General features: G+C 72.4%; 24 protein-coding genes, 1 pseudogene and 1 riboswitch. Of the genes and pseudogenes, 8 read left to right on the forward strand and 17 right to left on the reverse strand.

The genetic code is table 11. From position 1 onward, the window contains the following. Positions 1–163: 163 nt before the first annotated feature. On the forward strand, positions 164–928 hold the full coding sequence (locus CHC11_RS05755; RefSeq protein ID WP_143226942.1) for a tetratricopeptide repeat protein: 765 nt from the start codon (positions 164–166) through the stop codon (positions 926–928). A 52-nt stretch (positions 929–980) separates the two neighbouring features. Here the strand turns inward: CHC11_RS05755 and CHC11_RS05760 are convergent, their stop codons facing one another. Next, positions 981–1,166 (reverse strand): hypothetical protein, encoded by a 186-nt coding sequence (locus tag CHC11_RS05760; RefSeq protein WP_089310543.1) that lies wholly within the window; start codon positions 1,164–1,166, stop codon positions 981–983. An 86-nt stretch (positions 1,167–1,252) separates the two neighbouring features. Between CHC11_RS05760 and CHC11_RS05765 the strand changes: the two genes are divergently transcribed. Further along, entirely contained in the window at positions 1,253–1,660 is a 408-nt protein-coding gene (locus tag CHC11_RS05765; RefSeq protein WP_089310544.1) for a hypothetical protein, read from the forward strand. On the opposite strand, the gene CHC11_RS05770 is transcribed toward CHC11_RS05765, so the two are convergent. Together CHC11_RS05770 and CHC11_RS05775 are read right to left on the reverse strand one after the other, a co-directional pair. Beyond that, positions 1,655–2,968, reverse strand: a complete 1,314-nt coding sequence (locus CHC11_RS05770) for an RNA polymerase sigma factor (protein ID WP_089310545.1) — start codon at positions 2,966–2,968, stop codon at positions 1,655–1,657. The two genes, CHC11_RS05765 and CHC11_RS05770, sit on opposite strands and share 6 nt — an antisense overlap. Beyond that, entirely contained in the window at positions 2,968–3,384 is a 417-nt protein-coding gene (locus CHC11_RS05775) for a YciI family protein (RefSeq protein WP_089310546.1), read from the reverse strand. Before CHC11_RS05775 ends, CHC11_RS05770 begins: the two co-directional genes overlap by 1 nt. Positions 3,385–3,616: 232 nt before the next feature. Here CHC11_RS05775 and CHC11_RS43300 point away from each other — a divergent pair. Next, positions 3,617–3,721, forward strand: a pseudogene (locus CHC11_RS43300) (winged helix-turn-helix transcriptional regulator); the annotation flags it as partial. Positions 3,722–3,739: 18 nt separating this feature from the next. Here the strand turns inward: CHC11_RS43300 and CHC11_RS05785 are convergent. Both CHC11_RS05785 and CHC11_RS05790 read right to left on the reverse strand, forming a co-directional pair. Continuing rightward, positions 3,740–4,489 carry a tRNA(His) guanylyltransferase Thg1 family protein gene (locus CHC11_RS05785; protein ID WP_089310547.1) on the reverse strand — a complete coding sequence of 250 codons (750 nt, stop codon included), beginning with the start codon at positions 4,487–4,489 and terminating at the stop codon, positions 3,740–3,742. A gap of 100 nt (positions 4,490–4,589) precedes the next feature. Further along, positions 4,590–5,615, reverse strand: a complete 1,026-nt coding sequence (locus CHC11_RS05790; RefSeq protein WP_245918784.1) for a nitronate monooxygenase — start codon at positions 5,613–5,615, stop codon at positions 4,590–4,592. A gap of 66 nt (positions 5,616–5,681) precedes the next feature. Between CHC11_RS05790 and CHC11_RS05795 the strand changes: the two genes are divergently transcribed. After that, entirely contained in the window at positions 5,682–6,590 is a 909-nt protein-coding gene (locus tag CHC11_RS05795) for an NAD(P)-dependent oxidoreductase (RefSeq protein WP_089310548.1), read from the forward strand. Positions 6,591–6,610: 20 nt separating this feature from the next. On the opposite strand, the gene CHC11_RS05800 is transcribed toward CHC11_RS05795, so the two are convergent. Next, positions 6,611–6,991 (reverse strand): nuclear transport factor 2 family protein, encoded by a 381-nt coding sequence (locus CHC11_RS05800; protein WP_089310549.1) that lies wholly within the window; start codon positions 6,989–6,991, stop codon positions 6,611–6,613. Between the two features lie 81 nt (positions 6,992–7,072). Between CHC11_RS05800 and CHC11_RS05805 the strand changes: the two genes are divergently transcribed. Beyond that, positions 7,073–7,864, forward strand: coding sequence for a helix-turn-helix domain-containing protein (locus CHC11_RS05805; protein WP_179278702.1), 792 nt, complete (start codon positions 7,073–7,075; stop codon positions 7,862–7,864). Here CHC11_RS05805 and CHC11_RS05810 read toward each other — a convergent pair. From CHC11_RS05810 to CHC11_RS05825, 4 genes are all read right to left on the reverse strand, one after another. After that, on the reverse strand, positions 7,842–8,936 hold the full coding sequence (locus CHC11_RS05810) for an NAD(P)-dependent alcohol dehydrogenase (RefSeq protein ID WP_089310550.1): 1,095 nt from the start codon (positions 8,934–8,936) through the stop codon (positions 7,842–7,844). The genes CHC11_RS05805 and CHC11_RS05810 overlap by 23 nt on opposite strands. Before the next feature lie 10 nt (positions 8,937–8,946). Then, on the reverse strand, positions 8,947–10,215 hold the full coding sequence (locus CHC11_RS05815) for a cytochrome P450 (protein ID WP_245918785.1): 1,269 nt from the start codon (positions 10,213–10,215) through the stop codon (positions 8,947–8,949). Positions 10,216–10,335: 120 nt separating this feature from the next. After that, positions 10,336–11,103: a crotonase/enoyl-CoA hydratase family protein gene (locus CHC11_RS05820; protein ID WP_089310551.1), complete on the reverse strand. Its 768-nt coding sequence runs from the start codon at positions 11,101–11,103 to the stop codon at positions 10,336–10,338. A 25-nt stretch (positions 11,104–11,128) separates the two neighbouring features. Continuing rightward, a complete protein-coding gene (locus CHC11_RS05825; RefSeq protein ID WP_089310552.1) occupies positions 11,129–12,889 on the reverse strand; it encodes an acyl-CoA dehydrogenase family protein in 1,761 nt (586 codons plus the stop codon). A 91-nt stretch (positions 12,890–12,980) separates the two neighbouring features. On the opposite strand from CHC11_RS05825, the gene CHC11_RS05830 reads away from it, so the two are divergent. Together CHC11_RS05830 and CHC11_RS05835 are read left to right on the forward strand one after the other, a co-directional pair. After that, positions 12,981–13,712, forward strand: coding sequence for a PaaX family transcriptional regulator C-terminal domain-containing protein (locus tag CHC11_RS05830; RefSeq protein ID WP_089310553.1), 732 nt, complete (start codon positions 12,981–12,983; stop codon positions 13,710–13,712). A gap of 8 nt (positions 13,713–13,720) precedes the next feature. Continuing rightward, on the forward strand, positions 13,721–14,905 hold the full coding sequence (locus CHC11_RS05835) for a hypothetical protein (protein WP_089310554.1): 1,185 nt from the start codon (positions 13,721–13,723) through the stop codon (positions 14,903–14,905). Here the strand turns inward: CHC11_RS05835 and CHC11_RS05840 are convergent. The 7 genes from CHC11_RS05840 to CHC11_RS05865 all read right to left on the reverse strand — a co-directional run bounded on the left by CHC11_RS05840 (position 14,874) and on the right by CHC11_RS05865 (position 22,078). Further along, complete coding sequence (locus CHC11_RS05840) at positions 14,874–15,713, reverse strand: hypothetical protein (protein WP_089310555.1); 840 nt, start codon at positions 15,711–15,713, stop codon at positions 14,874–14,876. The genes CHC11_RS05835 and CHC11_RS05840 overlap by 32 nt on opposite strands. A gap of 161 nt (positions 15,714–15,874) precedes the next feature. Then, positions 15,875–16,999, reverse strand: coding sequence for a zinc-dependent alcohol dehydrogenase family protein (locus CHC11_RS05845; RefSeq protein ID WP_089310556.1), 1,125 nt, complete (start codon positions 16,997–16,999; stop codon positions 15,875–15,877). Beyond that, positions 16,996–17,412: an acyl-CoA thioesterase gene (locus tag CHC11_RS05850; RefSeq protein ID WP_089310557.1), complete on the reverse strand. Its 417-nt coding sequence runs from the start codon at positions 17,410–17,412 to the stop codon at positions 16,996–16,998. The genes CHC11_RS05845 and CHC11_RS05850 overlap by 4 nt, the downstream gene beginning before the upstream one ends. 231 nt (positions 17,413–17,643) lie before the next feature. Continuing rightward, the gene (locus CHC11_RS05855; RefSeq protein ID WP_089310558.1) at positions 17,644–18,255 is read right to left on the reverse strand and encodes a superoxide dismutase; all 612 of its coding nucleotides are present in this window, start codon (positions 18,253–18,255) and stop codon (positions 17,644–17,646) included. 136 nt (positions 18,256–18,391) lie between these two features. Further along, complete coding sequence (locus CHC11_RS41105) at positions 18,392–18,556, reverse strand: hypothetical protein (protein ID WP_179278703.1); 165 nt, start codon at positions 18,554–18,556, stop codon at positions 18,392–18,394. Between the two features lie 55 nt (positions 18,557–18,611). Then, positions 18,612–19,607 (reverse strand): ribonucleotide-diphosphate reductase subunit beta, encoded by a 996-nt coding sequence (locus CHC11_RS05860; protein ID WP_089310559.1) that lies wholly within the window; start codon positions 19,605–19,607, stop codon positions 18,612–18,614. A gap of 41 nt (positions 19,608–19,648) precedes the next feature. Beyond that, positions 19,649–22,078: a ribonucleoside-diphosphate reductase subunit alpha gene (locus tag CHC11_RS05865; RefSeq protein ID WP_143226943.1), complete on the reverse strand. Its 2,430-nt coding sequence runs from the start codon at positions 22,076–22,078 to the stop codon at positions 19,649–19,651. Positions 22,079–22,215: 137 nt separating this feature from the next. Next, positions 22,216–22,432: riboswitch (cobalamin riboswitch) on the reverse strand. Between the two features lie 106 nt (positions 22,433–22,538). Between CHC11_RS05865 and CHC11_RS05870 the strand changes: the two genes are divergently transcribed. Beyond that, positions 22,539–23,183: an MFS transporter gene (locus CHC11_RS05870; protein ID WP_218825948.1), complete on the forward strand. Its 645-nt coding sequence runs from the start codon at positions 22,539–22,541 to the stop codon at positions 23,181–23,183. The last annotated feature ends 58 nt before the right edge of the window (positions 23,184–23,241 follow it).

The following is a 23,241-nucleotide window of genomic DNA, read 5'->3' on the forward strand; positions in this document are numbered from 1 at the left end:
AATCGGCGGCGCACGAATCGTCACCGCTCGGTGGACAGTTCCCGGTAGCTCGGATGGGGGACAGATGAGCCGCCCAGAGCAATCTCCACGACCTCACTGGAAGCGGCGGGAACCGTTCTGGGGCCGGGTCGGTCCGATCAGGGTGATCACGGGAGGGGACGGCGTGGAGACGGGTAGCGGAGAGGCCGAGTTCCAGGAGGCGAAGTCGCTCCAGGAGCAGGGGCAGGTACGGGAGGCCGAACGGCTGTTCAGGGTCGCCGCCGAGGCGGGGCATGTCGGCGCCATGCTCAAGCTCGGTGTCCTGGTCGTGGAGCGGGACGAGCGCGAGGCCGAGCGGTGGTGGCGTGCGGCGGCCGAAGCGGGCGATCGGGTCGGGCAGCTCAACCTCGGCATCCTGTGTTCGGACCAGGGCCGGGACGAGGAGGCCGAGAGCTGGTATCGCAAGGCGGCCGAGGCGGGAGAGATAGGCGCTCGGCACAATCTCGGGCTGCTGCTCATCGGCCGCCGTGACCTGCCAGGGGCCGCCGAGCAGTTCCGTGTCGCGGCTGAGGCCGGGCACGCCGATGCGATCACCAATCTCGGTCTGGCACTCGGCGAGATGGGCCGGGCGGAGGAGGCCGAAGAGTGGCTGCGGCGCGCCGCGGAGAAGGGCGACGGTCGCGCGCTCGGTGCCCTCGCCAACCATCTCTACTCCCAGGGCAGGCGCGAGGAGGCCGATGAGTGGTGGGAGAAGGGGGCGGCCGCGGGTGATCCGGACTCCCTGTTCAACCTCGGCGTCCGGTCCGAGCACAAGGACGACATGGCGGGGGCCGAGGAGTACTTCCGCAGAGCCGGTCGAGCCGGGCATCCGCGCGGGGCGGCGAGGGCGATGGCCGTGGCCCGCGGAATCCGCGCGAACGGCGCCCCCTACATGCCCGGCCTGTTCTGACCGGCCCGCTGCTGCGATCGAGGAACGGGTTATCGGGTGGCCGGCCCGCGCCTCAGTAGTCGGTCAGGTTGACTGACTCGGCGGTTCGGCGTGCCGGGTTGGCGACCATCGCCTTGCCCGGCAGGTAGGGGATCAGGGCGTAGTAGCGGTCGAGCAGTGCGACTGCGGCGTGCTCGCCGCCGTCGTCCCGCCACGCACGCGCCCGGCCGTCAGGGTTTGCCGATTCAGTCGACTCCATAATGTGACTGAATGGACACTTTGCGTGCGCGCCGCGGTCGATGTGAACTGTGGCCCATCAACCCCTCGCGCAAGGAAGGACTGCCAATGACCCGCGCTCCCCGCATGTCCAGCGTTTCCCGGCTGATGGCCGCCGCCCTGCTGGCCACCGCCATCCCCGCCGCCGCAGTGGTGTCGACCGCACCCCCCGCCCAGGCGGTCACGGGCACCATCGCACACGCCGACCCGTCCTCCATCCCTCCCTCTCCCGACTACGTCTGCGACGACCTCATGACCCTCAGACTTCCCACCATGCCTTTCACCGAGGTCTACGCGGACAACTGCGAGGCCCAGCACGGAACGCCGTACGGCCAGTTCACCGACAAGATCATCGCCGAGAGGCATGCTCCGCAGGCACACATCCGCTGCCAGCGGGGACTGGTGATGGAGGGGGCGAAACACTTCGTCACAAACGACATCGACTGCCATCTGGTGTGGTACCAGAAGCCTTCATGACGAGACCGGCTGAGTGACAGAGCGGGCTCCGGCTTCAGGGAGGGCGGTGAGTTTGTGTTGGAGGAGGGCGCGTTCGCGTTCGTTGGCTGCCAGTTCGACGGCTCGCTCCAGCTCGGTTCGTGCCTCCTCGGGGCGGCCCAGGCGGGTGAGGAGTTCGCCCCGGACGCTGGGGAGGAGGTGGGAGTTCGCCAGGGCGCCTGAGGCCGCCAGGTCGTCCACGACGGGGAGGGCGGCGGCCGGGCCCTTCGACATGGAGACCGCAACGGCCCTGTTGAGGTCCACGACCGGGGACGGCGCCAGGCGGCCCAGGGCCTCGTAGAGGAGGACGATGCGGTCCCAGTCGGTTTCGGCGACCGAGGGGGCGAGGGCGTGGCATTCGGCGATCGCCGCCTGGAGGCCGTAAGGGCCCAGGCCGCGGCCTGCCTCCTCGGCGCGGGCCAGGGCGGCGCGTCCTCGGTGGATCGCGGCGCCGTCCCAGCGGGTGCGGTCCTGGTTCTCCAGGAGCACCGGCCCGCCGTCCGGGGCCGTGCGGGCGGGGAAGCGCGCGGCGGTCAGCTCCAGCAGCGCCAGCAGGCCGTGGACCTCCGGCTCGTCCGGCATCAGCCGGGCCAGGACGCGGGCCAGGCGCTGCGCCTCGCCCGCGAGGTCGAACCTGATCAGCGCGCCGCCCGAGCTGGCCGTGGAGCCCTCGGTGAAGATCAGGTAGACGACGTTGAGGACCGAGGGGAGCCGCTCGGCCCGCTCCGCGGCCGGCGGTACCCCGAACGGCACCCTGGCCGCGCGGAGGGTCTTCTTCGCGCGGGTGATCCGGGCCTGGACGGTCGCGGTCGCGACGAGGAAGGCGCGGGCGATCTCGTCGCTGGTCAGGCCGCCGACCACGCGCAGCGTCAGCGCGATCCGGGCCTCCCGCGACAGGACGGGATGGCAGGAGACGAACATGAGCGCCAGCACGTCGTCGTCGATCTGGTCGGGGTCCCAGAGCACGTCGTCGTCCTTCTCGGGCGGGCGTCCGGTGGCGGCGCCGCCCTCGTCCAGGTCGTGGGCGAGGGCGGCGTACCGCTCGTCGAGGGCGCAGCGGCGGCGGAACGCGTCGATCGCGCGCCGCCGGCCCACGGTGAGCAGCCACCCCGACGGCTTGCGGGGGACGCCGTCGCGCGGCCAGGTCACGAGCGCCTCGGCCAGCGCCTCCTGGGCGAGGTCCTCGGCCAGCGCGAAGTCGCCGGTGTAGCGGGCGAGCGCGCCGACGATCCGCGCCGACTCGATCCGCCAGACGGCGGCGACGGCCTCGCGGCCGGTGGGGTCGCCCATCACAGCTGGCCGGTGGCCTCGCGCCAGGCCCGCTCCTTCTTGATCCACTCGTTGTCCTGCGGGAACTCCTCGATGGTGGGGACGCGGCGGATCTCGGTCTTGAAGCCGGGACCGGCCGGCGCCCGCTTGGCCCACTCGACGGCCTCCTCCTTCGAGGCCACGTTGAGGATGTAGAACCCGCCGAACAGCTCCTTGGTCTCGCCGTAGGGGCCGTCGGTGACCGCGGGCGGCTCGGAGGAGTGGTCGACGACCACGCCTTCGGACGGGTCGTCGAGGCCCTCCGCGGCGAGCAGCACGCCGGCCCGGATCAGCTCCTCGTTGAACCGGCCCACGGTCTCGATCATCTCGGTGTGGTCGGTGTCCGCCATGCCCGCGTAGGCCTCGTCGGTCGCCCGCATGATCAGCATGTACTTCATGTCCGCTGTCTCCCTGTCCTTCGGGTCCCTCCGCGGGACCCTCTCACCCCTAGGTCGAACGGAGGACGGTCGGATCAACACGGCCTGGGCCAACCCCCACGAGTTTTTCCCGGAAACCTCCTCCTCGCACATCTCTGCTGGTAACGACGGCTGCCCGCCGGTCGCGGCCGTGCCGAAAGGTATGCCGACGGTGTAGCGCCAGCGGCCGTCCGGTGCGCACCTTGCCCAGGCGGGCGTTCTCGAACGGCAGAGAAGGGCGGGCCGGCCGCCGCGCACGCGCTACGCGCCCACTCCGCAGGGCCGTCGCCTGGGCCCGGTGCTCCAGGCCCTGTGGGACTGGAGCGCCGAGGCGTCGTCAGGCGGGCGGCCGCAGGACCGCTCCGAGGTGGTCGCGGTAGGCGTCATCGTGCGGGAGGTCGCGTTCGGTGCGAATCCGGCGGCGGGTGGTGGTCACGTACGTGTCGCGGACCGGGTCGTGGCCCGTCTTCTCGTACGTCTCCCACCAGAGGCCGATGCCCTCTCGCTGCCAGGCCGGGACCTCGTTGAAGTTCACGCCGCGCGAGAAGAGCAGCTTCTTCTTGTCGGCGGCGGAAGTCCCCTCCAGCTCGCGGCTCGCCCTCCGCGCGGACAGCCCCTCCTTGCGGAGCGTCCAGTAGCACCAGGTGTTCACGGCGCAGCGCGCCGCGTCGGCCCGGCGCCAGATCAAGTAGCCGACGACGTCGTCGAGGGAGGTGCCCATCCAGACGCGGCCGTCGAAGACGGCGGGTGTTCCGGCGGCGTGGGTGAAGGCGGCGGTGGCGATGCCCGCCGACAGCGAGACGAGCTTCTCTACCTCGCGGCCGAACAGGTCGAAGGCGGGGTCGAGGACGACGGAGATCTCGTCGCTCTCGGTGTAGGCGTACCGTCCGCCGAGCTCGGTGAGGAGGGTCGCCGCGGTGTCGACCATGAGGTCGGAGAAGCGCGCGTCGAACGGCTTGTCGAAGTTGGCCTCGGTGTAGCGGGAGAAGGACCGGCCGTCCACGCGGACGACGGCCCAGGCGCCGGGGAGCAGGGTCAGGGAGTGGAACCACTCGCGGGCGCGCATGCGCGCTTCAAGGTCCTTCATCGAGGGGCTCCTCGGGGGCGGTGAAGTCGTTCGAGCGTGGCATGGATCCGGACGTCCGGCACCTGGATTTCCGTCGGGCGCCCCGCGCGGCGGGACCGTCTCAGGCGGGGGCCAGGGCGGCCACCAGGTCGGCGGCGGGGGTTTCGGTGGTCTTGTCGAACGACTCCCCCGCCCAGAGGTTGACGCTGTCCGCGTTGCCCTGGGCGGCGGACGCGCGGCGCAGGGGCGCCGTCACGTAGTGGACGTCCGGGTAGGCGGCGGGCGCGTCCCCCGAGTGCTCGGTGAGGAAGCGGTTGATCAGGCCGCGCGCGGGACGTCCGCTGAACGCCCTGGTCATCGCGGTCGAGGTGTAGCGGGGGTCGGTGAGGGCGGCCTTGTGGACGGCGCTGGCACCGCTCTCCGGGCAGCGCAGGAACGCCGTCCCGAGCTGGGCGGCGACGGCGCCGAGGGAGAGGACCTCGGCGACGCCGGCGGCGGTGGCCAGGCCCCCGGCGGCGATGAGGGGCTGCCGAGTGATCTTCTGGACGGCCGGGAGCAGCGCGCGCAGCGGCAGCGGGTCGTCGAGGGTGTTGGTGAACGAGCCCCGGTGGCCTCCGGCCTCAAGGCCCTGGAGGCAGAGCGCGTCGGCGCCGGACGCCTGGCGGGCCTCGTTCACGGAGGTCACGGTGACGACCACGGTGGCGCCGCGGTCCTTGAGGGCGCGGATCACGTCCGGGGCGGGGCAGCCGAACGTGAAGCTGACGATCGCGGGCGGGTCGGACACCAGGTCGGCGATCTTCGCGTCGTAGGCGTCGTCGCGGGGGCCCGGGGTGCCCGGCTCCACGCCGAGGCGGGCGGCCTCGGGGGCGAGGAGGGCGCGGTAGGCGGCGACGGCGGCCGGGTCGATCTCGTCCAGGGACGGCATGAAGACGTTCATCCCGAACGGGCGGGACGTCAGCTCGCGCGTGGCGGCGATGTCGGCGCGCATGGCCTCGGTCGTCTTGTAGCCGGCGGCGAGGAAGCCGAGGCCGCCGGCGTTGGAGACGGCGGCGGCCAGTTCCGGCGTCGACGGCCCGCCCGCCATCGGGGCCTGCACGATCGGTAGTTCCGTCCGCATGGCGCTCACCTCGGTCCGGCTCCAGGTCATGGTGCGCACGATAATCGCGGGGGACGCCTGGTGGTGACGCCGGGGTCGCAGCGAGAGGGGATCGGCATGCGTGTGCTGCTGCACTACGACAGGGAACACGAGGAGCCCGGCCTCGACATCGTGAGCTGCTCGGAGCAGGACGACGCGCGGTTCGCCGCGCTGCTGCCGGACACCGATGTGCTCTGGCACGTGCTGCGCCCGGTGACGGCCGCCGACATGGATTCGGCACCGAAGCTGAAGCTGATCCAGAAGCTCGGCACGGGCGTGAACACCATCGACCTGGACGCCGCGGCCGAGCGCGGCATCGCGGTCGCGAACATGCCGGGCCGCAACGCGCAGGCCGTCGCGGAGACGTCGCTGCTGCTGATGCTGGCGGCGCTGCGGCGTGTCGTCCCGTTCGACGCGCGCACGCGGCGCGGCGAGGGATGGCCCGCCGACCGGTCCCTGGTGGGCGGTGAGCTGGCCGGACGGACGGTCGGGCTCCTCGGCGGCGGCGAGATCGCGACCCTGCTGCGCGGAATGCTGGAGGCGATCGGGGCGAACGTCCTCTACACGACGCGGCGGCCCCGCCCTGAGGATCCCGCCTGGCGGCGGCTGGACGACTTGTTGCGCGCCAGCGACATCGTCTCGGTGCACATCCCGCTGACGGACGAGACCCGCCATCTGCTGGACGCGGGGCGGCTCGCGCTGCTGCCGGAGGGCGCGATCGTGGTGAACACGGCGCGCGGCGCGGTGATCGACGAAGCGGCGCTGGTGGCGGCGCTCGCGTCGGGGCGTCTCGGCGGCGCCGGGCTGGACGTCTTCGAGAAGGAGCCCGTGGACGCGGGGGATCCGCTGCTGGCCCTCGACACCGTGGTCGTCATGCCGCACGTCGCGTGGCTGACCCGCGAGACGTGGGACCGCTACTTCGCGGTCGCCGCGGAGAACTGCCGCCGCCTCGCGCGCGGCGACGGCCTCCTCCACCGTGTCGTCTAGGTCCGGTCAGACAGGTTCCGTCACACTCCGGCGGGCTCCCACCAGGTGAGGTTGGCGGCCGCCCGGGCCACCGGCTCGATGATCTCCCATGCCTCGGCGAGCAGCCCGTCGTCGATCCGCCAGATGTCGACGACCGCGATCTCCGGCCCGTCCGGGAGCCGCCGCCGCGTGTGCAGCACCACGTGGTCGCCGTCGGCCAGCAGGTGGCGGATCTCGACCTGCATGCCGGCGAGGGGGGTGAGCGCCGCCTGCACGGCGTCGAGCCATTCGGTCTTGGTCGAGGAGGTCCCGTCCGGCCGGTGGTGCGCGAATCCGTCGCTGAGCAGCGGTCGGAGCCCGTCGGTGCCGCCCGTGGTGATCAGTTCCGACAGTGCCCGCTGAACGATGTCCTTGTTGGTCATGGACGCAGTGTTTCCGCGGTCGTGGCGGATTGTCGATGAAGTCCCATTTCATGGCGTCCCGCCGCATGATGAGTACCCTCGATGACCGTGCACACGGTCGGGGAGCTCCTGCGGCAGTGGCGGCATCGCCGGCGGCTCAGCCAGCTCGACCTCGCGATCGCCGCCGACGTCTCGGCCCGGCACGTCAGCCTCGTCGAGACGGGGAAGTCCAACCCGAGCGCCGCCATGGTCCTGCGGCTCGCGGACCAGCTCGACGTGCCGCTGCGCGACCGCAACCGGCTGCTGCTCGCGGCCGGCTTCGCGCCCCGGTACGCCGAACGGCCGCTCGCCGACGACGCGCTGTCCGCAGCCCGGAACGCGGTCGAACGGGTGCTCCGCGCGCACGAGCCGTATCCGGCGCTGGCGTTCGACCGCCGCTGGAACATCGTCATGACCAACCGCGCCGTCGAGCCGTTCCTCGCCGAGGTCGACCCCGAGCTGCTCCGGCCGCCGGTCAACCTGCTGCGGCTCGGCCTGGACCCGCGCGGGCTCGCCGGCCTGGTCGTCAACCTGGCCGACGTGCGCGCGGTGTTCCGCTCCCGGGTCAGGCGCCAGCTCGCCGCCGCGCCCGACCCCGGACTCGCCGCCCTCTACGCGGAACTGCTGGAACCCGGTCCCGAGGACGCGCCGGCCGATGCCGACGTCACGATCCAGATGATCGTCCGCTCGGGGGGCCGGGAGCTGCGGATGTTCTCCACCATCACCACGTTCGGCACGCCGATGGACATCACGCTGGACGAGGTCGCCATCGAGTCGTACTACCCGGCGGACGCCGAGAGCGCCGCCCACTTCGAGGGCCCCGGAAGGGGCTTCACGGGATCAGGACGGGCTTGACGACCTTGCCGGACGTCGTGTCCGCCTCCGCCTCGTTGATCTGGGCGAGCGGGTAGGTCGTGACGAGCCGGTCGAACGGGAAGCGGCCCTGCCGCCACATCTCGATCATCCGCGGGATGAACGTGTGCGGGACGGCGTCGCCCTCGATGATGCCCTTGACCGTCCGTCCCATGAGCAGGAGGTTGGCGTCCAGCCGGTACTCGGCGGCGCCGACGCCGACCAGGCCGCAGACGCCGGTGGTGCGCAGCGACGCGACCGCCGTCGAGACGACCTCGGGGACGGCCGTGGAGTCGAACGAGTACTGCACGCCCTCGCCGCCGGAGATCGCCCGGATCTGTCCCGCGATGTCGTCGTCCGCCCCGTCGAGGACGTGGGTGGCGCCGAGTTCGCGGGCCAGGTCGAGCCGGGACTCGTGCAGGTCGACGGCGACGATCGTGGAGGCGCCCGCGATCCGCGCCGCCATCACCGCGGCCAGCCCCACCGCGCCCGCGCCGAAGATCGCGATGCTGTCGCCCGCGCGGACGCCGAGCGAGATCAGCACGGAGGCGGCACCGGTCTGCACGCCGCAGCCGAGCGGCCCGAGCACGTCGAGGGGGACGTCCTTGCCGACCGGGACGACGTTGCGCGCGGTCCCGAGGGCGTGGCTCGCGAACGACGACTGCCCGAACCAGCGCGTGTGGACGGGCTCGCCGCCGGGACCGGTGGCGCGGGGCGTCCCGTCCAGCGGCATCGCGAGCATGTTGAGCGCGGTCATCTGCGGGCACGCGCCGGGCTTGGCTGCGCGGCAGTTGTCGCACGCCCCGCACGAGTCGAACGACATGACCACGTGGTCGCCGGCGGTGAGGCCGGTGACGCCGGGGCCGACCGCCTCGACCACGCCGGAGCCCTCGTGCCCGAGGACGACCGGCTTCGTGACGAGGTCGCCGGGGATGCGGCCGAGCATGTCGGTGTGGCACATCCCCGCGCCCGCGACCTTGACGAGGACCTCGCCGGGTCCGGGGTCGGCGAGATCGAGCGACTCGATCGTGTAGGGGGCGTCTGCGGCGCGCAGCACCGCGGCTTCGATCTGCACCGGGGGTTCCTTAGGCGAGGGAGTAGCGGACGGGGAGGCGCTTGAGGCCGCCGACGAAGGTGGTGGCGATGCTCTGCGGCGGCCCGGCGAGCTCGATCGAGCCGAGGCGGGGCAGCAGCTCCTCGAAGAAGGCGCGGACCTCGATGCGGGCCAGCGCCGCGCCCAGGCAGTAGTGGACGCCGAAGCCGAACGCCAGGTGCTTGTTCGGGTCGCGCCCGACGTCGAAGCGGAACGGGTCGTCGAAGACCTCCTCGTCCCGGTTCGCGGACGGGTAGGACAGCAGCACCGCCTCGCCCTGGCGGATCGTGACGCCGCGCAGGTCGTAGTCCTCGGTGGCGGTGCGCATGAACTCCTTGACCGGCGTGACCCAGCGGATCATCTCGTCCACGGCGAGCGGCATCAGCTCCGGCTTCTCGCGGAGCCGCTCGATCTGGTCGGGGTGCTCGATGAGCGCGTGCAGGCCGCCGGCGATCGTCGCGCTGGTGGTGTCGTGCCCGGCCGTCGCGACGATCACGTAGTAGGACGCGGTGTCGAAGTCGTTGAGCGGCTCGCCGTCAATGCGCGCGTTCGCGATGGCGGAGGCGAGGTCGTCGGTCGGGTGCCTGCGGCGCTCCTGCGTCAGGCCCTGGAAGTAGGCGAAGAAGTCCAGGAGGACCTGGAGCTTCTCCTCGTTGGTCGCGCCCCGCTGGAACTCGTCGTCGTCGCCGCCGAACAGCTCCTGCGTCAGCTTCAGCATGCGGTCGAAGTCGCTCTCCGGCAGGCCGAGCAGCGAGAGGATCACATACAGCGGGAAGTGGACGGCGACCTCCCGCGCGAAGTCGCACTCGCCGCCGAAGTCGACCATCCGGTCGACGTACCGCTTCGCCAGCTCGCGTACGCGCGGCTCCAGGGACCGCATCGCGCGCGGCCGGAACCAGTCCGCGCCGATCGCCCGGACGACCCGGTGGTCGGGGTCGTCCATGTGGACGAGCGTGCGCAGCGCGACGCCCTGCTCCGCGCGCTGGCGGTTCAGCGCGTCGAACTCGGCGGTGCCGAGCACCGGGCGCGGCGCGTTGCGGAAGAGCTGGTGGTTGCGCTCGATCTCCAGGACGTCCTCGTGCCTGGTGATCCCCCAGAAGGGCGTGTAGTCGGGGGCCTCCACCCGGTGCACCGGGGACTCGCGGCGCAGCAGCGCGAGGGACTCATGGAACCGCCGGTCGTCGGCGTAGGCCTTCGGGTCGGCGAGCGCCAGGCCCGCCTCCTCCACGGTCAGCGTCATCGCTTCGCTCTCCTCGGTCACGGCGGCCGCCCCTCAGGAACCTACGGTCCCGAATTGCATTCGGTCAACGACCTACGGGTCATGTCGAACGGGTGATGCGAGCGGCCAATCTCCGGCTCGGATGTCGGTGAAGCAGCCGGGTCAGATGTCTTCGAAGTCGCCGTGCCGTCCGCGGCCGCCCGCGAACCGTCCGGCGCCCTTGATCGCATCTCCCAGGGAGCCCAGGCCGTGGCGGTACTCGGCGGCAAGCGCCTCGTCCTCGGCGAGGCCCTCCGCCTCCAGCACCGCCAGCCGGTCGCCCCGCAGGCAGGTCTGCGGGAAACGGGCCAGTTCGGCCGCCAGCTCCTCGGCCGCCTCCCGCGCCTTCCCCAGCGGGACGAGCCGGTTGGCGAGGCCGATCTCGAACGCCTCCCGCCCGTCCACCGGCCGTCCGGTGAGGATCAGGTCCATGGCGCGGCTCGCCCCGATCAGCCGCGGGAGCCGGACCGTCCCGCCGTCGACCAGCGGGACGCCCCAGCGCCGGCAGTAGACCCCGAACGTGGCCGTCTCCTCCGCGACACGCAGATCGCACCACAGCGCCAGCTCCAGGCCCCCGGCGACGGCGTGGCCCGCGACGGCCGCGATGACCGGCTTCGACAGGCGCATCCGCGTGCAGCCGAGCGGCCCGTCGGCCGGGGGCGGGTCGAGGCGCGGGCCCCGGTCGGTGCCGACCGAGGTGAGGTCGGCGCCGGAGCAGAACGTCCCGCCCTCGCCCCACAGGACGGCGACGCTCGCGCCGTCGTCCGCGTCGAACGCGCGGAACGCGGCCTTCAACTCGCGCGCCGTCGGCCCGTCCACGGCGTTGCGCGTCGCGGGGCGGGACATCACCACCGTGGTCACCGGGCCGTCCCGCTCGATCCGTACCGCCACGCGGCCTCCCAGTGGGCTAGTACAGCTAGTCGTCGGTGAACGCGCCGTCCGCCAGGTCCTCGAAGCGTTCGAGGTCGTCCGCCGGGTCGTCGATGCCCCGCAGCGGACCGGGTTCGGCGAGGTGGCTCCGAGCGTAGAGCCGCGCGACCAGCGCCTTGCGGTCCTCGCCGGAATCGGCGCGCTCCCACCCGGCCTGCTCCAGCAGCAGTGCCGCCGCGTACACGTCGGCCATGTACTGGGCGAGCGGGAAGAGGCGGGCTTCGGCCAGAGTCCTGTCGAGCCCGCGCCACTTCTCTATGGCCTCGCGGAGATGCCCGATGCTCTGCCCGACCAGCGCGGCCGTCTCGTCGTCCCCGGAAGGCGCCCGCTGGACGGCCTGGTCGAGCCGTTCGAGGAACGGCTCGTGCGCCTCCTGCCGCTCGACGGCGCGGCGGACGTCCAGGCACAGGATGTTGTCGCCGCCCTCCCAGATGGGGTTGACCTGCGCGTCCCGGAGGATCCGCGCGACCGGCCACTGCTCGATGTAGCCGTTCCCGCCGTGGATCTCGATGGCGTCGCTCGCGGCCGTCACGCCCAGCCGGGCGGCGCGCAGCTTGATCAGCGCGGCGCCCAGGCGCAGCCGGGGGCGTCCCAGGTAGCCGTCGAAGACGAGCGCCTGCACGGCCTCGGTCTCCACGATCAGCTCGGCGAGCTTGCGGCGCATGAGCGGCTGCGCCCCCAGCGGCGCGCCGAACGCCTCCCGCGCCCGCGCGTAGCAGAGGGACTCGACGAGGGCCCGCCGCGCGCAGCCGAGGCCCATCATGGAGATGCCGAGCCGGGCGCCGTTGGTCAGCTCCATCATGCGGGCCAGGCCCTTGCCGTCCCCGCCCTCTCCCGCGCTCGACCCCGGGGCCAGCAGGAACGCCTCCGCGTCGGTGAACTCGATCTCGGCCGACGCCACCGACCGCGTGCCGAGCTTGTCCTTGAGCCGCCGGATCCGGACGCCGTTGCGCGAGCCGTCCCGCCGCTCCCGCAGGACGAGGAACGGCGCGATGCCCCGGACCCCGTCCACGGACCCCTCCGGCTTGGCCAGCACCACGAACGCCGAGCCGCCCGCGTTGGAGGCGAACCACTTGAAGCCGTTGAGACGCCAGGCGTCCCCGTCCCTGGACGCGGTCGACTCCAGCGCGCCGAGGTCCGAGCCGCCCGACCGCTCGGTCAGCATCTGCGCGGCCTCGCCGGACATCTCCCCGGCCGCGAACAGCTCCCGCACCCGCGCCTTGACGTCGTCCGGCGCGAACATCTCCGTCAGCCCCACGACCATGTCGCCGCCGGTGCCGAGCGCGCACGCCATGCCGATGTCGGCCTGGTCGAGCAGGTAGCTCCAGGCCACGCCCATCGGCGCGGGGTCGACGCCGCTGCGCCTGGCCTCGGCCACGAAGTCGGGCCGGGTGAACGCGGTCGCCACGATGTCCCGGCGCGCCGCCTCGAACGAGGGCGGCATGACGACCTCGCTGATGTCGCGTCCCCACCGGTCGTACTTCTCCAGGCGCGGCGGGTTGCGGTCCGTCTCCTCGGCCCGCTCGGCGACCGGCCCGCCCATCAGCGCGCCCATCTCCCTGAGCCGGGGCTCGGCCCAGCCGAAACCGTCGCCCAGATGCCGGCGCATGAGGAACCGCAGCGTGGGGTCGCAGTCGTACCAGTTGCGGCCGGCCGCGCCCCGGTAGCGCTCGGTCGCGTAGCGGCGCGCCTTCTCCGCGCCCCCGAACGGCAGCCGGTCGAACGACTCGATGAGGTAAGACGCCATGAGTCGACATTACACTTATAGTTCACGCGACGGAAAGACTGTAATCTGAGGACGAGGCCACCCTCCCTCCCCGGTAGGGTCACCACCAGCCATGGACAGCCTGGAGATCCGCCCGCTCACCGCTCGGTCCGTCGTCCTGAGCACCCTGCTGGGCGTCCACCCGCCCCGCCTCCCGGCCCGCTACCTCGTCCGCGTCGGCGACCTGTTCGGCATCGCGGAGGGGACGATCCGGGTGGCGCTCTCGCGCATGGTCGCCGCCGGCGACCTCGTCCAGTCCGGCGGGACGTACGCCCTCACCGAGCGCCTCCTCGCCCGCCAGGCCCGCCAGGACGAGGCCCGCCTCCCGCCGACCCGGCCGTGGGACGGCGCCTGGGAGATCGCCGTCATCACCGCCGAGCGCCGTCCCGCCGCCGACCGTGCCGCGCTGCGCCAGGCCATGTCGACGCTGCGGCTCGCCGAACTGCGGGAGGGCACCTGGCTGCGCCCGGCGAACCTGACGCGCCCGCGGCCCGAGCCCGTCGTCCGCCAGTGCACCTTCCTCCTGGGCCGCCCAGAGGACGACCCCGCCGCCCTGGCCGCCTCCCTCTGGGACCTGGACGCCTGGACCGCCAAGGCCGGCGCCCTGCGCACCGCCCTGGCCGAGGCGACCGCGATCGCCGAGCGCTTCACCTACGCGGCGGCCATCCTGCGCCACCTCCTGAACGACCCGCTCCTCCCCCCGTCCCTGCTGCCCGCCGGCTGGCCGGGGCCCGACCTGCGCGCCCGCTACGAGGCCTTCGAAGCCGAGTTCGAACAACTCCTGACCACCCACGTCCTCGCCTGAGGCACGGCATGAGACGCTCCTGGAGCATCGCGGCGGCGGTCTGCGCCGCGGGGTGCTTATCGATCACGCAGTGGGACACGGCCGCGCACGTCCCGCCGCGCCTGACCGCCTTCCGGTACGGCGACGATCCCGTTCTCCGGGTCTTCTCCTTCTTCGCGCCCATGACGCAGAACGACGCCGTCGAGCCCTATCTGGCACCGTGGATCTGGCCGCTGCGAATCGGCGTCTACCTGCTGACCGCCGCGCTCGTCTATCTCGCCGCCCGCTCCGTCACGGCGAGGACGAGCCTCGTGGGGGCTCTCCTGCGCTGGACGAGCGTGGTGATGCTGGCCTTCGGCGTCGGCGAGGCGGCGGCGCTGACGATCGTGATCCTCGCTGGGTCGGACGACCCGCCGGGCATCCCCCTGGCGATCGAGATCGAGGCGCGGTGGGACCCCCACTTCTGGTCTTCCGACGGGATGTTCGCCGGTGTCGGCATGTCGCTGTGGATCGGGCTCCCGCTGGTCGGCCTCTACACGGCACACCGTATGAGGAGGGCGAGACGGCCCGGCGACCCACCCGGCGTGCTCGCGCGAACCGTGGGCGACCTGCCGGGGCGGGCGCGCCACGTCGCCACCGCCGGGATCATTCCCGCGTTGTGCCTGGCCTTCGTCGGCGGCGCCACGACGTTCGTCTCCCGGGGCGATGACAGGATCTCGCTACCCGAAGCGCTGTCGAACATCTCGCTCTATCCGCGACTGCGGCCGGAGCCACCGCCGAGCGCGGTCGACGACTGGCTCGCCCCCAAGGGCGGTGAGAAGCCGATGATCTATTCCGGCATCAGCGAGAGCTGGCCCGTGTCGACCGCCGTGGCGCTCGTCTTCCTCGTGCTGCTGTGGCTGCTGCTGTGGAAGGTCGTCTCGGGGCTGGAACCGGGGTCGCGCCATGGCACGCTGTACGCGTTCCTCTTCGGCTGGTCGGTCATCGTTCTCACCGGCGCGCTGACCGCGCTCGTCCATGCCGCGCTGTCCCGCCTGAACCACGACGGCATCGGGTTCGGGACGCAGGTGACGCTCATCCTGCCCTTCGCGATGCGGTTCGGCGTCGTCTGGGGCTGGCTCGTCGGCCTGGCCGTCGCGTTCTCCTACCGGAGGAGCCGGTTCCCCGAGGCGGTGGTCGCGCCTACGGACACTCCATCGGAGACGACGCCTTGAGAAGCTTCGCGTACTTGGACGCCGACACCCTCGTGTAGTGCGGCCTCGCGCACGTCAGACGATCCAGGAACACCGCCTGGTACCGCGCGACATCGGGGAGGGCACCGGTGAGCGCGAACGGCCGGTTCCCCGGTGCTCTGATCGACATCTGATGGCGCCCGCCGCCCGCGAGGTAGTCGACCCGCACGCTCCACTGGCAGTACGGCCCGTTCCGCGACGGGGACTTGTCCGGATGCCCGATGCTCGCCACGATCGCGAGCGTCTCCTTCTTGCCCTTCTCCAGGGTCACCCGCTGCGCCTCGGCCCCGACGAAGAACGGGGAGAGTCTCCCTTCCTCGTTCCGCTGGAAGACCGGGCGCGGGCGCGGTCCGTCGATCACGAGGTAGAGCGCGATCTTGCCCCCTCCTCCCGCGGACTGGTTCGTGATGAGCGCGCCCGACGGCGCCGGGCCGCACCGCGGGGCCGCCATCACCGGGCGGATGTCCACGATCTCCACGTCCTCGTTCCGCCGGGTCTCCACGGTGATCTCCCACCGGGACACGCCGACGTCGATCGCGCCGTGGGCGGCCAGCCATTCCTCGTCCAGCGAGTCGGGTGGCGCGCCACCGCCGGGGAGCGCGTTCCCGCCGCCCTTCCGCGCGGGTACGACGACGTCGTTGCCGGCGTCGAGGTCGTGGTGGATGTCGACGACCCTGATCGCATCGCCCGCGGACACCGAATCGGCGACCTCGCCGGGCGTCAGCCACCCCTCGGCCACCGCTCGGATCGTGTCCTGGAAATAGGTGGCGGTGACCGCCATGACGATCACGACCAACCAGGCGAGAGGCTGCTGGCGCCAGGGTAATTGCTGGTCAGGCGATTGCATCCGCCCGGTCCGCCTGCGTCCACCACCCGGCAACGTCCTCATTCATGCCCGCATCGCTCGCTTACAATGGTGAATTACGACGATAGCTATGCATATCTCTTTGTTCAAGGAAATGTAATCAGCTGGCGGACGGCCTCGGCGGTGTGGAGACGGTCGAAACCCGCATTGATCTCGTCAAGGGGAAGACGGCCGCTGAGGAGGGCGTCCACGGGCAGGGCGCCGTCGCGGTACAGGGCGATGAAGCGGGGGACGTCGCGCCGGGGGACGCAGGAGCCGAGATAGCTGCCGCGCAGGGTCCGCTCCTCGGCGACGAGGCTGAGCGCGGGCAGGGTCAGCGGCGCGCCGGGGGCGGGGAGGCCGACGGTGACGGTCGTGCCGCCGGGGCGGGTGGCCGCGTAGGCCTGTTCGAGGACGGCGACGACGCCCGTCGTGTCGACGACCTTCTCCGCACCGCCGGACGTCAGGTCGCGGATCGCCTCGACCGCGTCCGGGCCGCCCGCGACGGGACGGGCGCCGAGGCGCTCGGCGAGGTCCCGCTTGGAGGCGACGACGTCCACGGCGAGCACGGTGGAGGCTCCGGCGGCCTTCGCGGCGAGGACGGCGGACAGGCCGACGCCGCCGAGGCCGAAGACGGCGACGGTGTCGCCCGGCGCGACGGCGGCGCTGTGGAGGGCGGCGCCGGCGCCGGTGAGGACGGCGCAGCCGAACAGCGCGGCGACGTCGAAGGGCAGGTCGCGGTCGATCTTCACGGCGGAGCGGGACGAGACGACGGTGTACTCGGAGAACGCCGAGACGCCGAGGTGGTGGTGCGGGCGCGTGCCGTCCGGGGCGCGGAACCGCCGCCCGCCGCCGAGCAGGGTCCCGGCGCCGTTGGCCTGGGCGCCCGGCCCGCAGAGGGCGGGACGTCCGGCGACGCAGCGCTCGCAGTGCCCGCACGCCGGGACGAACGCGAGCACGACGTGGTCGCCGGGCGCGAACTCGGTGCCCGGCCCGGTCTCGACGACCTCGCCCGCGGCCTCGTGCCCGAGGGCCATCGGGAGGGGGCGCGGCCGGGACCCGTTGATGACGGACAGGTCGGAGTGGCAGAGGCCGGCGGCGCCGATCCGGACCAGGAGTTCGCCATGGCCGGGCGGGTCGAGGCGCAGGTCGGTGATCTCCAGGGGGCGGGACGCGGCGTACGGGGCGGGACGGCCGGACTCGACGAGCACGGCGGCGCGGGTGGCGGTCATGCGGCCAGCAGCTTCTGCATCTCGGTGCGGACCGCTCCGGTGATCTCGACCGGGCGGCGGGTGTCCCGGTCGACGAAGACGTGCACGAAGTGGCCCTCGGCGATGAGCGCGCCGTCCGACCCGCGCAGCATGCCGATCTCCCAGCGGACGCTGGAGCGGCCGAGCCTGCCGACGCGCAACCCGACGCGGATCGTGTCGGGGAACGCCGCCTCGGCCCTGTACTCGCAGTGCGACTCGACGCAGAGCGCGATCGAGCCGGAGGCCGCGGGGTCGAAGCCGGCGGTCCGGATCATCCACTCGTTGATGACGGTGTCCATCAGCGAGTAGTGGACGACGTTGTTGACGTGCCCGTAGACGTCGTTGTCCTTCCACCGCGTCGGGACGTTCTCCCAGTACGGGTACTCGCCGGTCATGAGGAGCAGACTAGGGGCGGGGCCGCGGCGGCGCCGCACCGCCCGGGCACTACGGTGACCGTGCAAAATCTCGCCCGGGTGCGTGAGGGCGCATGCCCAACCCGTTCGTGCCGGGCAGAGCGCGGCCGGCAAGGCGGAAGCGGCGTTCACCAGGCCGCGAGGAAAGGTTCTGAGCACGATCCCGGCCAGGTGAACGCCGCCCCCTCAGCGGCGCCGCGCGGACGCCGCCGTCTATCGGGAGGACACCCCGCGGGCCGCGTCGAAGCGGGCCTTCACGTCCGTCCAGTTCACGAGCGACCAGAGCTTCTCAACGTAGTCCGGGCGGACGTTGCGGTACTGGAGGTAGTAGGCGTGCTCCCAGGCGTCGAACACCAGCAGCGGCGTCGTGTTCATGCCGACGTTGCCGTGGTGGTCGTAGACCTGCTCGACGACGAGGCGCTTGCCGAGCGGCTCCCACGCCAGGACGCCCCAGCCGGATCCCTGCACGGTGGAGGTCGCCGCCGTGAGCTGCTTCTGGAACGCCTCGAACGCGCCGAAGTGCTCGTCGACGGCCGCCGCCAGCTCCCCGTCCGGGCGGTCGCCGCCGTCCGGCGACAGGTTGTCCCAGAAGATCGAGTGCAGGACGTGGCCGGAGAGGTTGAACGCGAACGTCTTCTCCAGGCCGACCAGCCCGCCGTACTGCTCCTTGTCCCGCGCCTCGGCGAGCCGCTCCAGCGTGTCGTTGGCGCCCTTGACGTAGGCGGCGTGGTGCCGGGAGTGGTGCAGCTCCAGGATCTCGCCGGTGATCGCCGGCTCCAGGGCGGCGTAGTCGTAGGGCAGGTCGGGAAGCGTGTAGTCGGCCATGGCACCACTATTGCAAACAAGTTGCAGTTACGTCCAATGCGCAACACGGACCGGACCCGCCCCCGGTGCGGGGACGGGTCCGGTCTCGGTGCGGGTCAGGGTCTGGTGGGGGTCAGGGTCTCGGGTGCGGGTGGGCTCAGTAGCGGCGGCGCCCGCCCCCGCGCCCGCGTCCGCGCGACAGCAGTCCTCGGACCTTCGCCTGGGTGCGCGGGTCCCGGGCGAGCCGTTCCGCCCGGGCACGCGCCTTGCGGCCCTGCGGGCTCCGGGCGAACCGCATGATGCGGTCGATGACGGAAGGCATGTTCTTCCTCCTCGGCCTAGTCTTTACGGTTCAACGCCTGCCCGTTTCGGAAAGTTCAGAACACCTCGTCGAGCGCGACCGTCCCCTCGACGCCGATCTGGTAGGCCGAAACGCGGCGCTCGAAGAAGTTGGAGAGCTCCTGGACGTCCTGCAACTCCATGAACGCGAACGGGTTGGCGGTGCCGTAGCGGGCGGGCAGCCCGAGCCGGACGAGCCGCTGGTCCGCGACGTATTCGAGGTAGCCGCGCATGTCGTCCGCGCTCATGCCGGGCAGGCCGTCCCCGCACAGGTCGCGGGCGAACGCCAGCTCCGCCCGGACGGCCTCCTCGATCATCGTGGTGACCTGGGCCGTCAGCTCCGCGTCGAAAAGGCCGGGTTCCTCCGCCCGGACGGTGTCGACCACGGAGAACGCGAACTCCATGTGCATCGACTCGTCCCGGAAGACCCAGTTCGTCCCCGACGCGAGACCGTTCAGCAGCCCGCGCGACCGGAGCCAGTACACGTAGGCGAACGCGCCGTAGAAGAACAGGCCCTCGATGCAGGCCGCGAAGCAGATGAGGTTCAGCAGGAAGGCCCTGCGGTCGGCGGCGCTCCGGAGCTCGTCGACGGAGCCGAGCGAGTCGATCCAGCGGAAGCAGAACTCCGCCTTGGCCCGGATGGACGGGATGTGCTCGATCGCCGCGAACGCCTTGACGCGCTCGTCCTGATCGGGCAGGTAGGTGTCCAGGAGGGTCAGATAAAACTGTACGTGCACGGCCTCCTCATATAGCTGCCGCGACAGGTAGAGCCGGGCCTCCGGGGCGTTCACGTGCTTGTAGAGGTTGAGCACGAGGTTGTTCGCCACGATCGAGTCGCCGGTGGCGAAGAACGCGACGAGCCGGTTGACGAGGTGCAGCTCGGCCGGCGTGAGCCGCGCGAGGTCCGCCATGTCGGAGGCGAGGTCGACCTCCTCGACCGTCCAGGTGTTGCGGATCGCGGCCCGGTACCGCTCGTAGAAGTCCGGGTAGCGCATGGGCCGCAGCGTCAGGTCCATGCCGGGATCGAGGAGCATTCCCCGCCCCTCCCCTCGCTCGTGCCCTTCTCGCGCGGTGGTCACTGGCACGCCTCGCAGGTCTCGGGGTTCTCCAGGGAGCAGACGGCCGCGGCGACCGTCGTCTGCGCGATCCGCGTCGCGGGACGGGACCGCAGGTAGTACGTCGTCTTGAGCCCGGCCCGCCACGCGTAGGCGTACATCGAGGAGAGCTTGCCGATCGTGGGCGTCTCCATGAACAGGTTCAGCGACTGCGACTGGTCGATGTACGGGGTGCGGGCGGCGGCGAGGTCGATGAGCGCCTTCTGCGGCAGCTCCCAGGCCGTCCGGTAGAGCGACAGCATCTCCTCCGGCAGGTCGACGAGCCCCTGGACGGAGCCGTTCGCCTTCTTGACCGCCTCGCGGACGGCCGGCGTCCACAGCCCGAGCGACTTCAGGTCCTCCACCAGGTAGCGGTTGATCTGGAGGAACTCGCCGGACAGCGTCTCGCGCTTGAACAGGTTGGACACCTGCGGCTCGATGCACTCGTAGCAGCCCGCGATGGACGCGATCGTCGCGGTCGGCGCGATCGCGACGAGCAGCGAGTTGCGCAGGCCGACCTCCGCGACGCGGGCGCGCAGCGCGTCCCAGCCGGCGGGACGGGACGGCGCCGCGTCCGGGAAGTGGTCCAGGTGGAGCAGGCCGCGCGCGGTGCGGGTCGCGTCATAGGCGGGCAGCGGGCCGTGGGCGGCGGCGAGGTCGGCCGACGCGTTGTAGGCGGCCAGCGCGATCTCCTCGGCGATGCGCGTCGACAGCTCGCGCGCCTCGTCCGAGTCGAACGGCAGGCGCAGCGTGAAGAACACGTCCGCGAGGCCCATCACGCCCAGCCCGACCGGCCGCCACCTGCGGTTGGCCTTCTCCGCCTCGGGCGTGGGGTAGAAGCCCCGGTCGATGGTGCGGTCCAGGAACCGGACGGCGGTACGGACCGTCGACCGGAGCCGCTCCCAGTCGACGCCGGACGGCCCCACGTGCGCGGCCAGGTTCACCGATCCGAGGTTGCAGACGGCCGCCTCGCCGTCGCCCGTCACCTCCAGGATCTCCGTGCAGAGGTTCGACAGGTGGACGACCCTGCCGGGCTCGGCGGTCTGGTTGCAGGCGCGGTTGGCGGCGTCCTTGAACGTCATCCAGCCGTTGCCCGTCTCGGCGAGCGTCCGCATCATGCGCCCGTACAGCTTGCGGGCCGGGACCTGCCGGACGAACCGTCCCGCCCGCTCCGCCGCCCGGTAGGTTTCGTCGAACTCGTCGCCCCACAGGTCGACCAGCTCGGGGACCTCCTTGGGGTCGAACAGCGACCACGCCGCGTCGGCCTCGACGCGCCGCATGAACTCGTCCGGGATCCAGTTGGCCAGGTTGAGGTTGTGGGTGCGGCGCGCGTCCTCGCCGGTGTTGTCGCGCAGCTCCAGGAACTCCTCCACGTCGGCGTGCCACGGCTCCAGGTAGACGCACGCCGCGCCCTTGCGGCGGCCGCCCTGGTTGACGGCGGCGACGGACGAGTCGAGCGTGCGCAGCCACGGGACGATCCCGTTGGAGTGCCCGTTCGTGCCCCGGATCAGCGAACCCCGCGACCGCACCCGCGTCCAGGAGATGCCGATCCCGCCCGCGTACTTGCTGAGCCTCGCGACCTGGCCGTACCGGTCGTAGATGGACTCCAGCTCGTCGCGCGGCGAGTCGAGCAGGAAGCACGACGAGAGCTGCGGGCGGCGGGCCCCGGAGTTGAACAGCGTGGGCGAGCTGGGCAGGTACGACAGCGTGCTGAGCAGCGCGTACAGCTCGGCGGCCTCGTCAACGGCTTCCATGTCCCCTGTGGGGGGCCGACCCCCCACACCCCCCGGCCCGACTCCGCCGGGATCCGTGTCACCCGTGGGGGGCCGACCCCCCACACCCCCCGGCCCGACTCCGCCGGGGAAGACGAGCCCGCACGCCACCCGCAGGAAGAAGTGCTGCGGCCGCTCCAGGACGAGTCGCGACCGCGGATGCCTGAGCAGGTAACGGTCGTAGACCGTCCGGAGCCCGAAGTACTCGAAGCGGTCGTCGGCCCCCGCGACTGCGCCCTTCGGGTGAGGACGGCCCCCCACACCCCCCGAACCCTCGTCGATGAGCGCGTCGAGTGCCGCCGCGTTGGCGGCGACGAAGGCGGCCAGGTCGTCCGCCAGGAGGCCCTCGCGGTGCGCGGCGGCGACCGACTCGGCGAACGTCCGGACGCCCGCGGCCGCGGCCTCGTCCCGGATCCGGCCGCCGAGCAGCCGCGCGGCCACCTTCGAGTACCCGGGCTCGGCCGGGATGAGCGCGGCGGCCTCCCCGATCGCGAGGTCCCGCAGGGCCGTCGCGTCCAGCCCGTCCGCGGACCGGACCGCGGCCAGCACCCGCCCGGCCTCTGCGCCCGGTACCCCCTTGCAGGCCGCCTCGACCTCGACGGCGATCTCCGCCGGCGGCGCGGCCAGAACCTGTGTCACGTGCATCTCCCCTCGCATGCCGCCTCGCGGAGGCATGCGAACGGCGCGCGGCGGCAGGCCGCGCTCCGTCCCCGGCCCACCCGCGAGGCCTGGACGTGTCGATCCGGGACGGACCCGGACCCCCGATGAGGCCGGTCTCCCGGCCTCGCGTGCGGGCAGGTCTTCGGACTCGCGGGCGTCGCCTCCGACGAGGCGTCCTACTGGCCGTCGCTTCCCAGGCCGCCGGGCCCAGTGCTCGATGACGGCGGTCGTTCCCGCTCACCGCTGCGGGGCAGTCCCGGAATCCCACCGGGTTCCCTCTCACGCCGCCCCCGCCGCGAGCGGCGGGGGCGGACCAGCACGGGACTGAACCCTACATCTAGTCGACGATCAACGCACAACCCCAAGATGTTGGGCGTGTCAGCGGATGTTCGGGGGCGGCTGGGCAGAGCGCGCAGGGGATGGGACGATGGGAGCCGTCATGAGCCCCCATGCGCCGCAGCCGCTGTTCCGGCCCGCACGCGCGGTGGTGTTCGCCACCGTGTGCGCGACGCTGGCGACCCTCGGGCACGTCCTGGCGGGCGGCGCGGCGGTACCCGCCTGGGCGGCGCTCACGGGCTTCGGCGCCGTCCTGGGCGTGACGCAGATGCTGGCGGGCCACGAGCGCTCGCTCGCGACGATCCTGGGCGGGCTCCTCGGCGGGCAGTTCGCCCTGCACACGCTGTACACGGCGGCCGCCGCGTCCCACCACACGCCCCTGTCCCGCATGCCCGGGGCGCACGCCGCCATGACGGGCGCCATGGAACCCGTCGCGGTCCCCGCCCCCCACGGCGGCAACGGCCTGGTGATGACGCTCGCGCACTGCACGGCCGCGCTGGTGGCCGCGTGGTGGCTGCGGCGCGGCGAGCGGGCCGCGTGGTCGCTCGCCCGGCGGGTCGCCGCCCTCGCGGACCGTCCGGTCCGGCTGCTGCTGGCCCTGCTCGCCGTGGAACCGGCCGAGCCTCCGGCCCGCCCCCTCCGGACGGCGCCCGCGGCGGCGGCCATCACGGCCACCGGACGCGCCCTGCGGCACCAGGTCGTCCGGCGGGGCCCTCCTCCGCGTTCGAGGGTGCTCGCTCACTTCTGAGCCCGGGCACCGTACGTCACCGGACGCCGGTTCTCGGCGTCCGGCCATTCCCGTACGC

Origin of the sequence: Actinomadura mexicana (genome assembly GCF_900188105.1) — a bacterium.
In the GTDB taxonomy this organism is placed as follows: Bacteria; Actinomycetota; Actinomycetes; order Streptosporangiales; family Streptosporangiaceae; genus Spirillospora; species Spirillospora mexicana.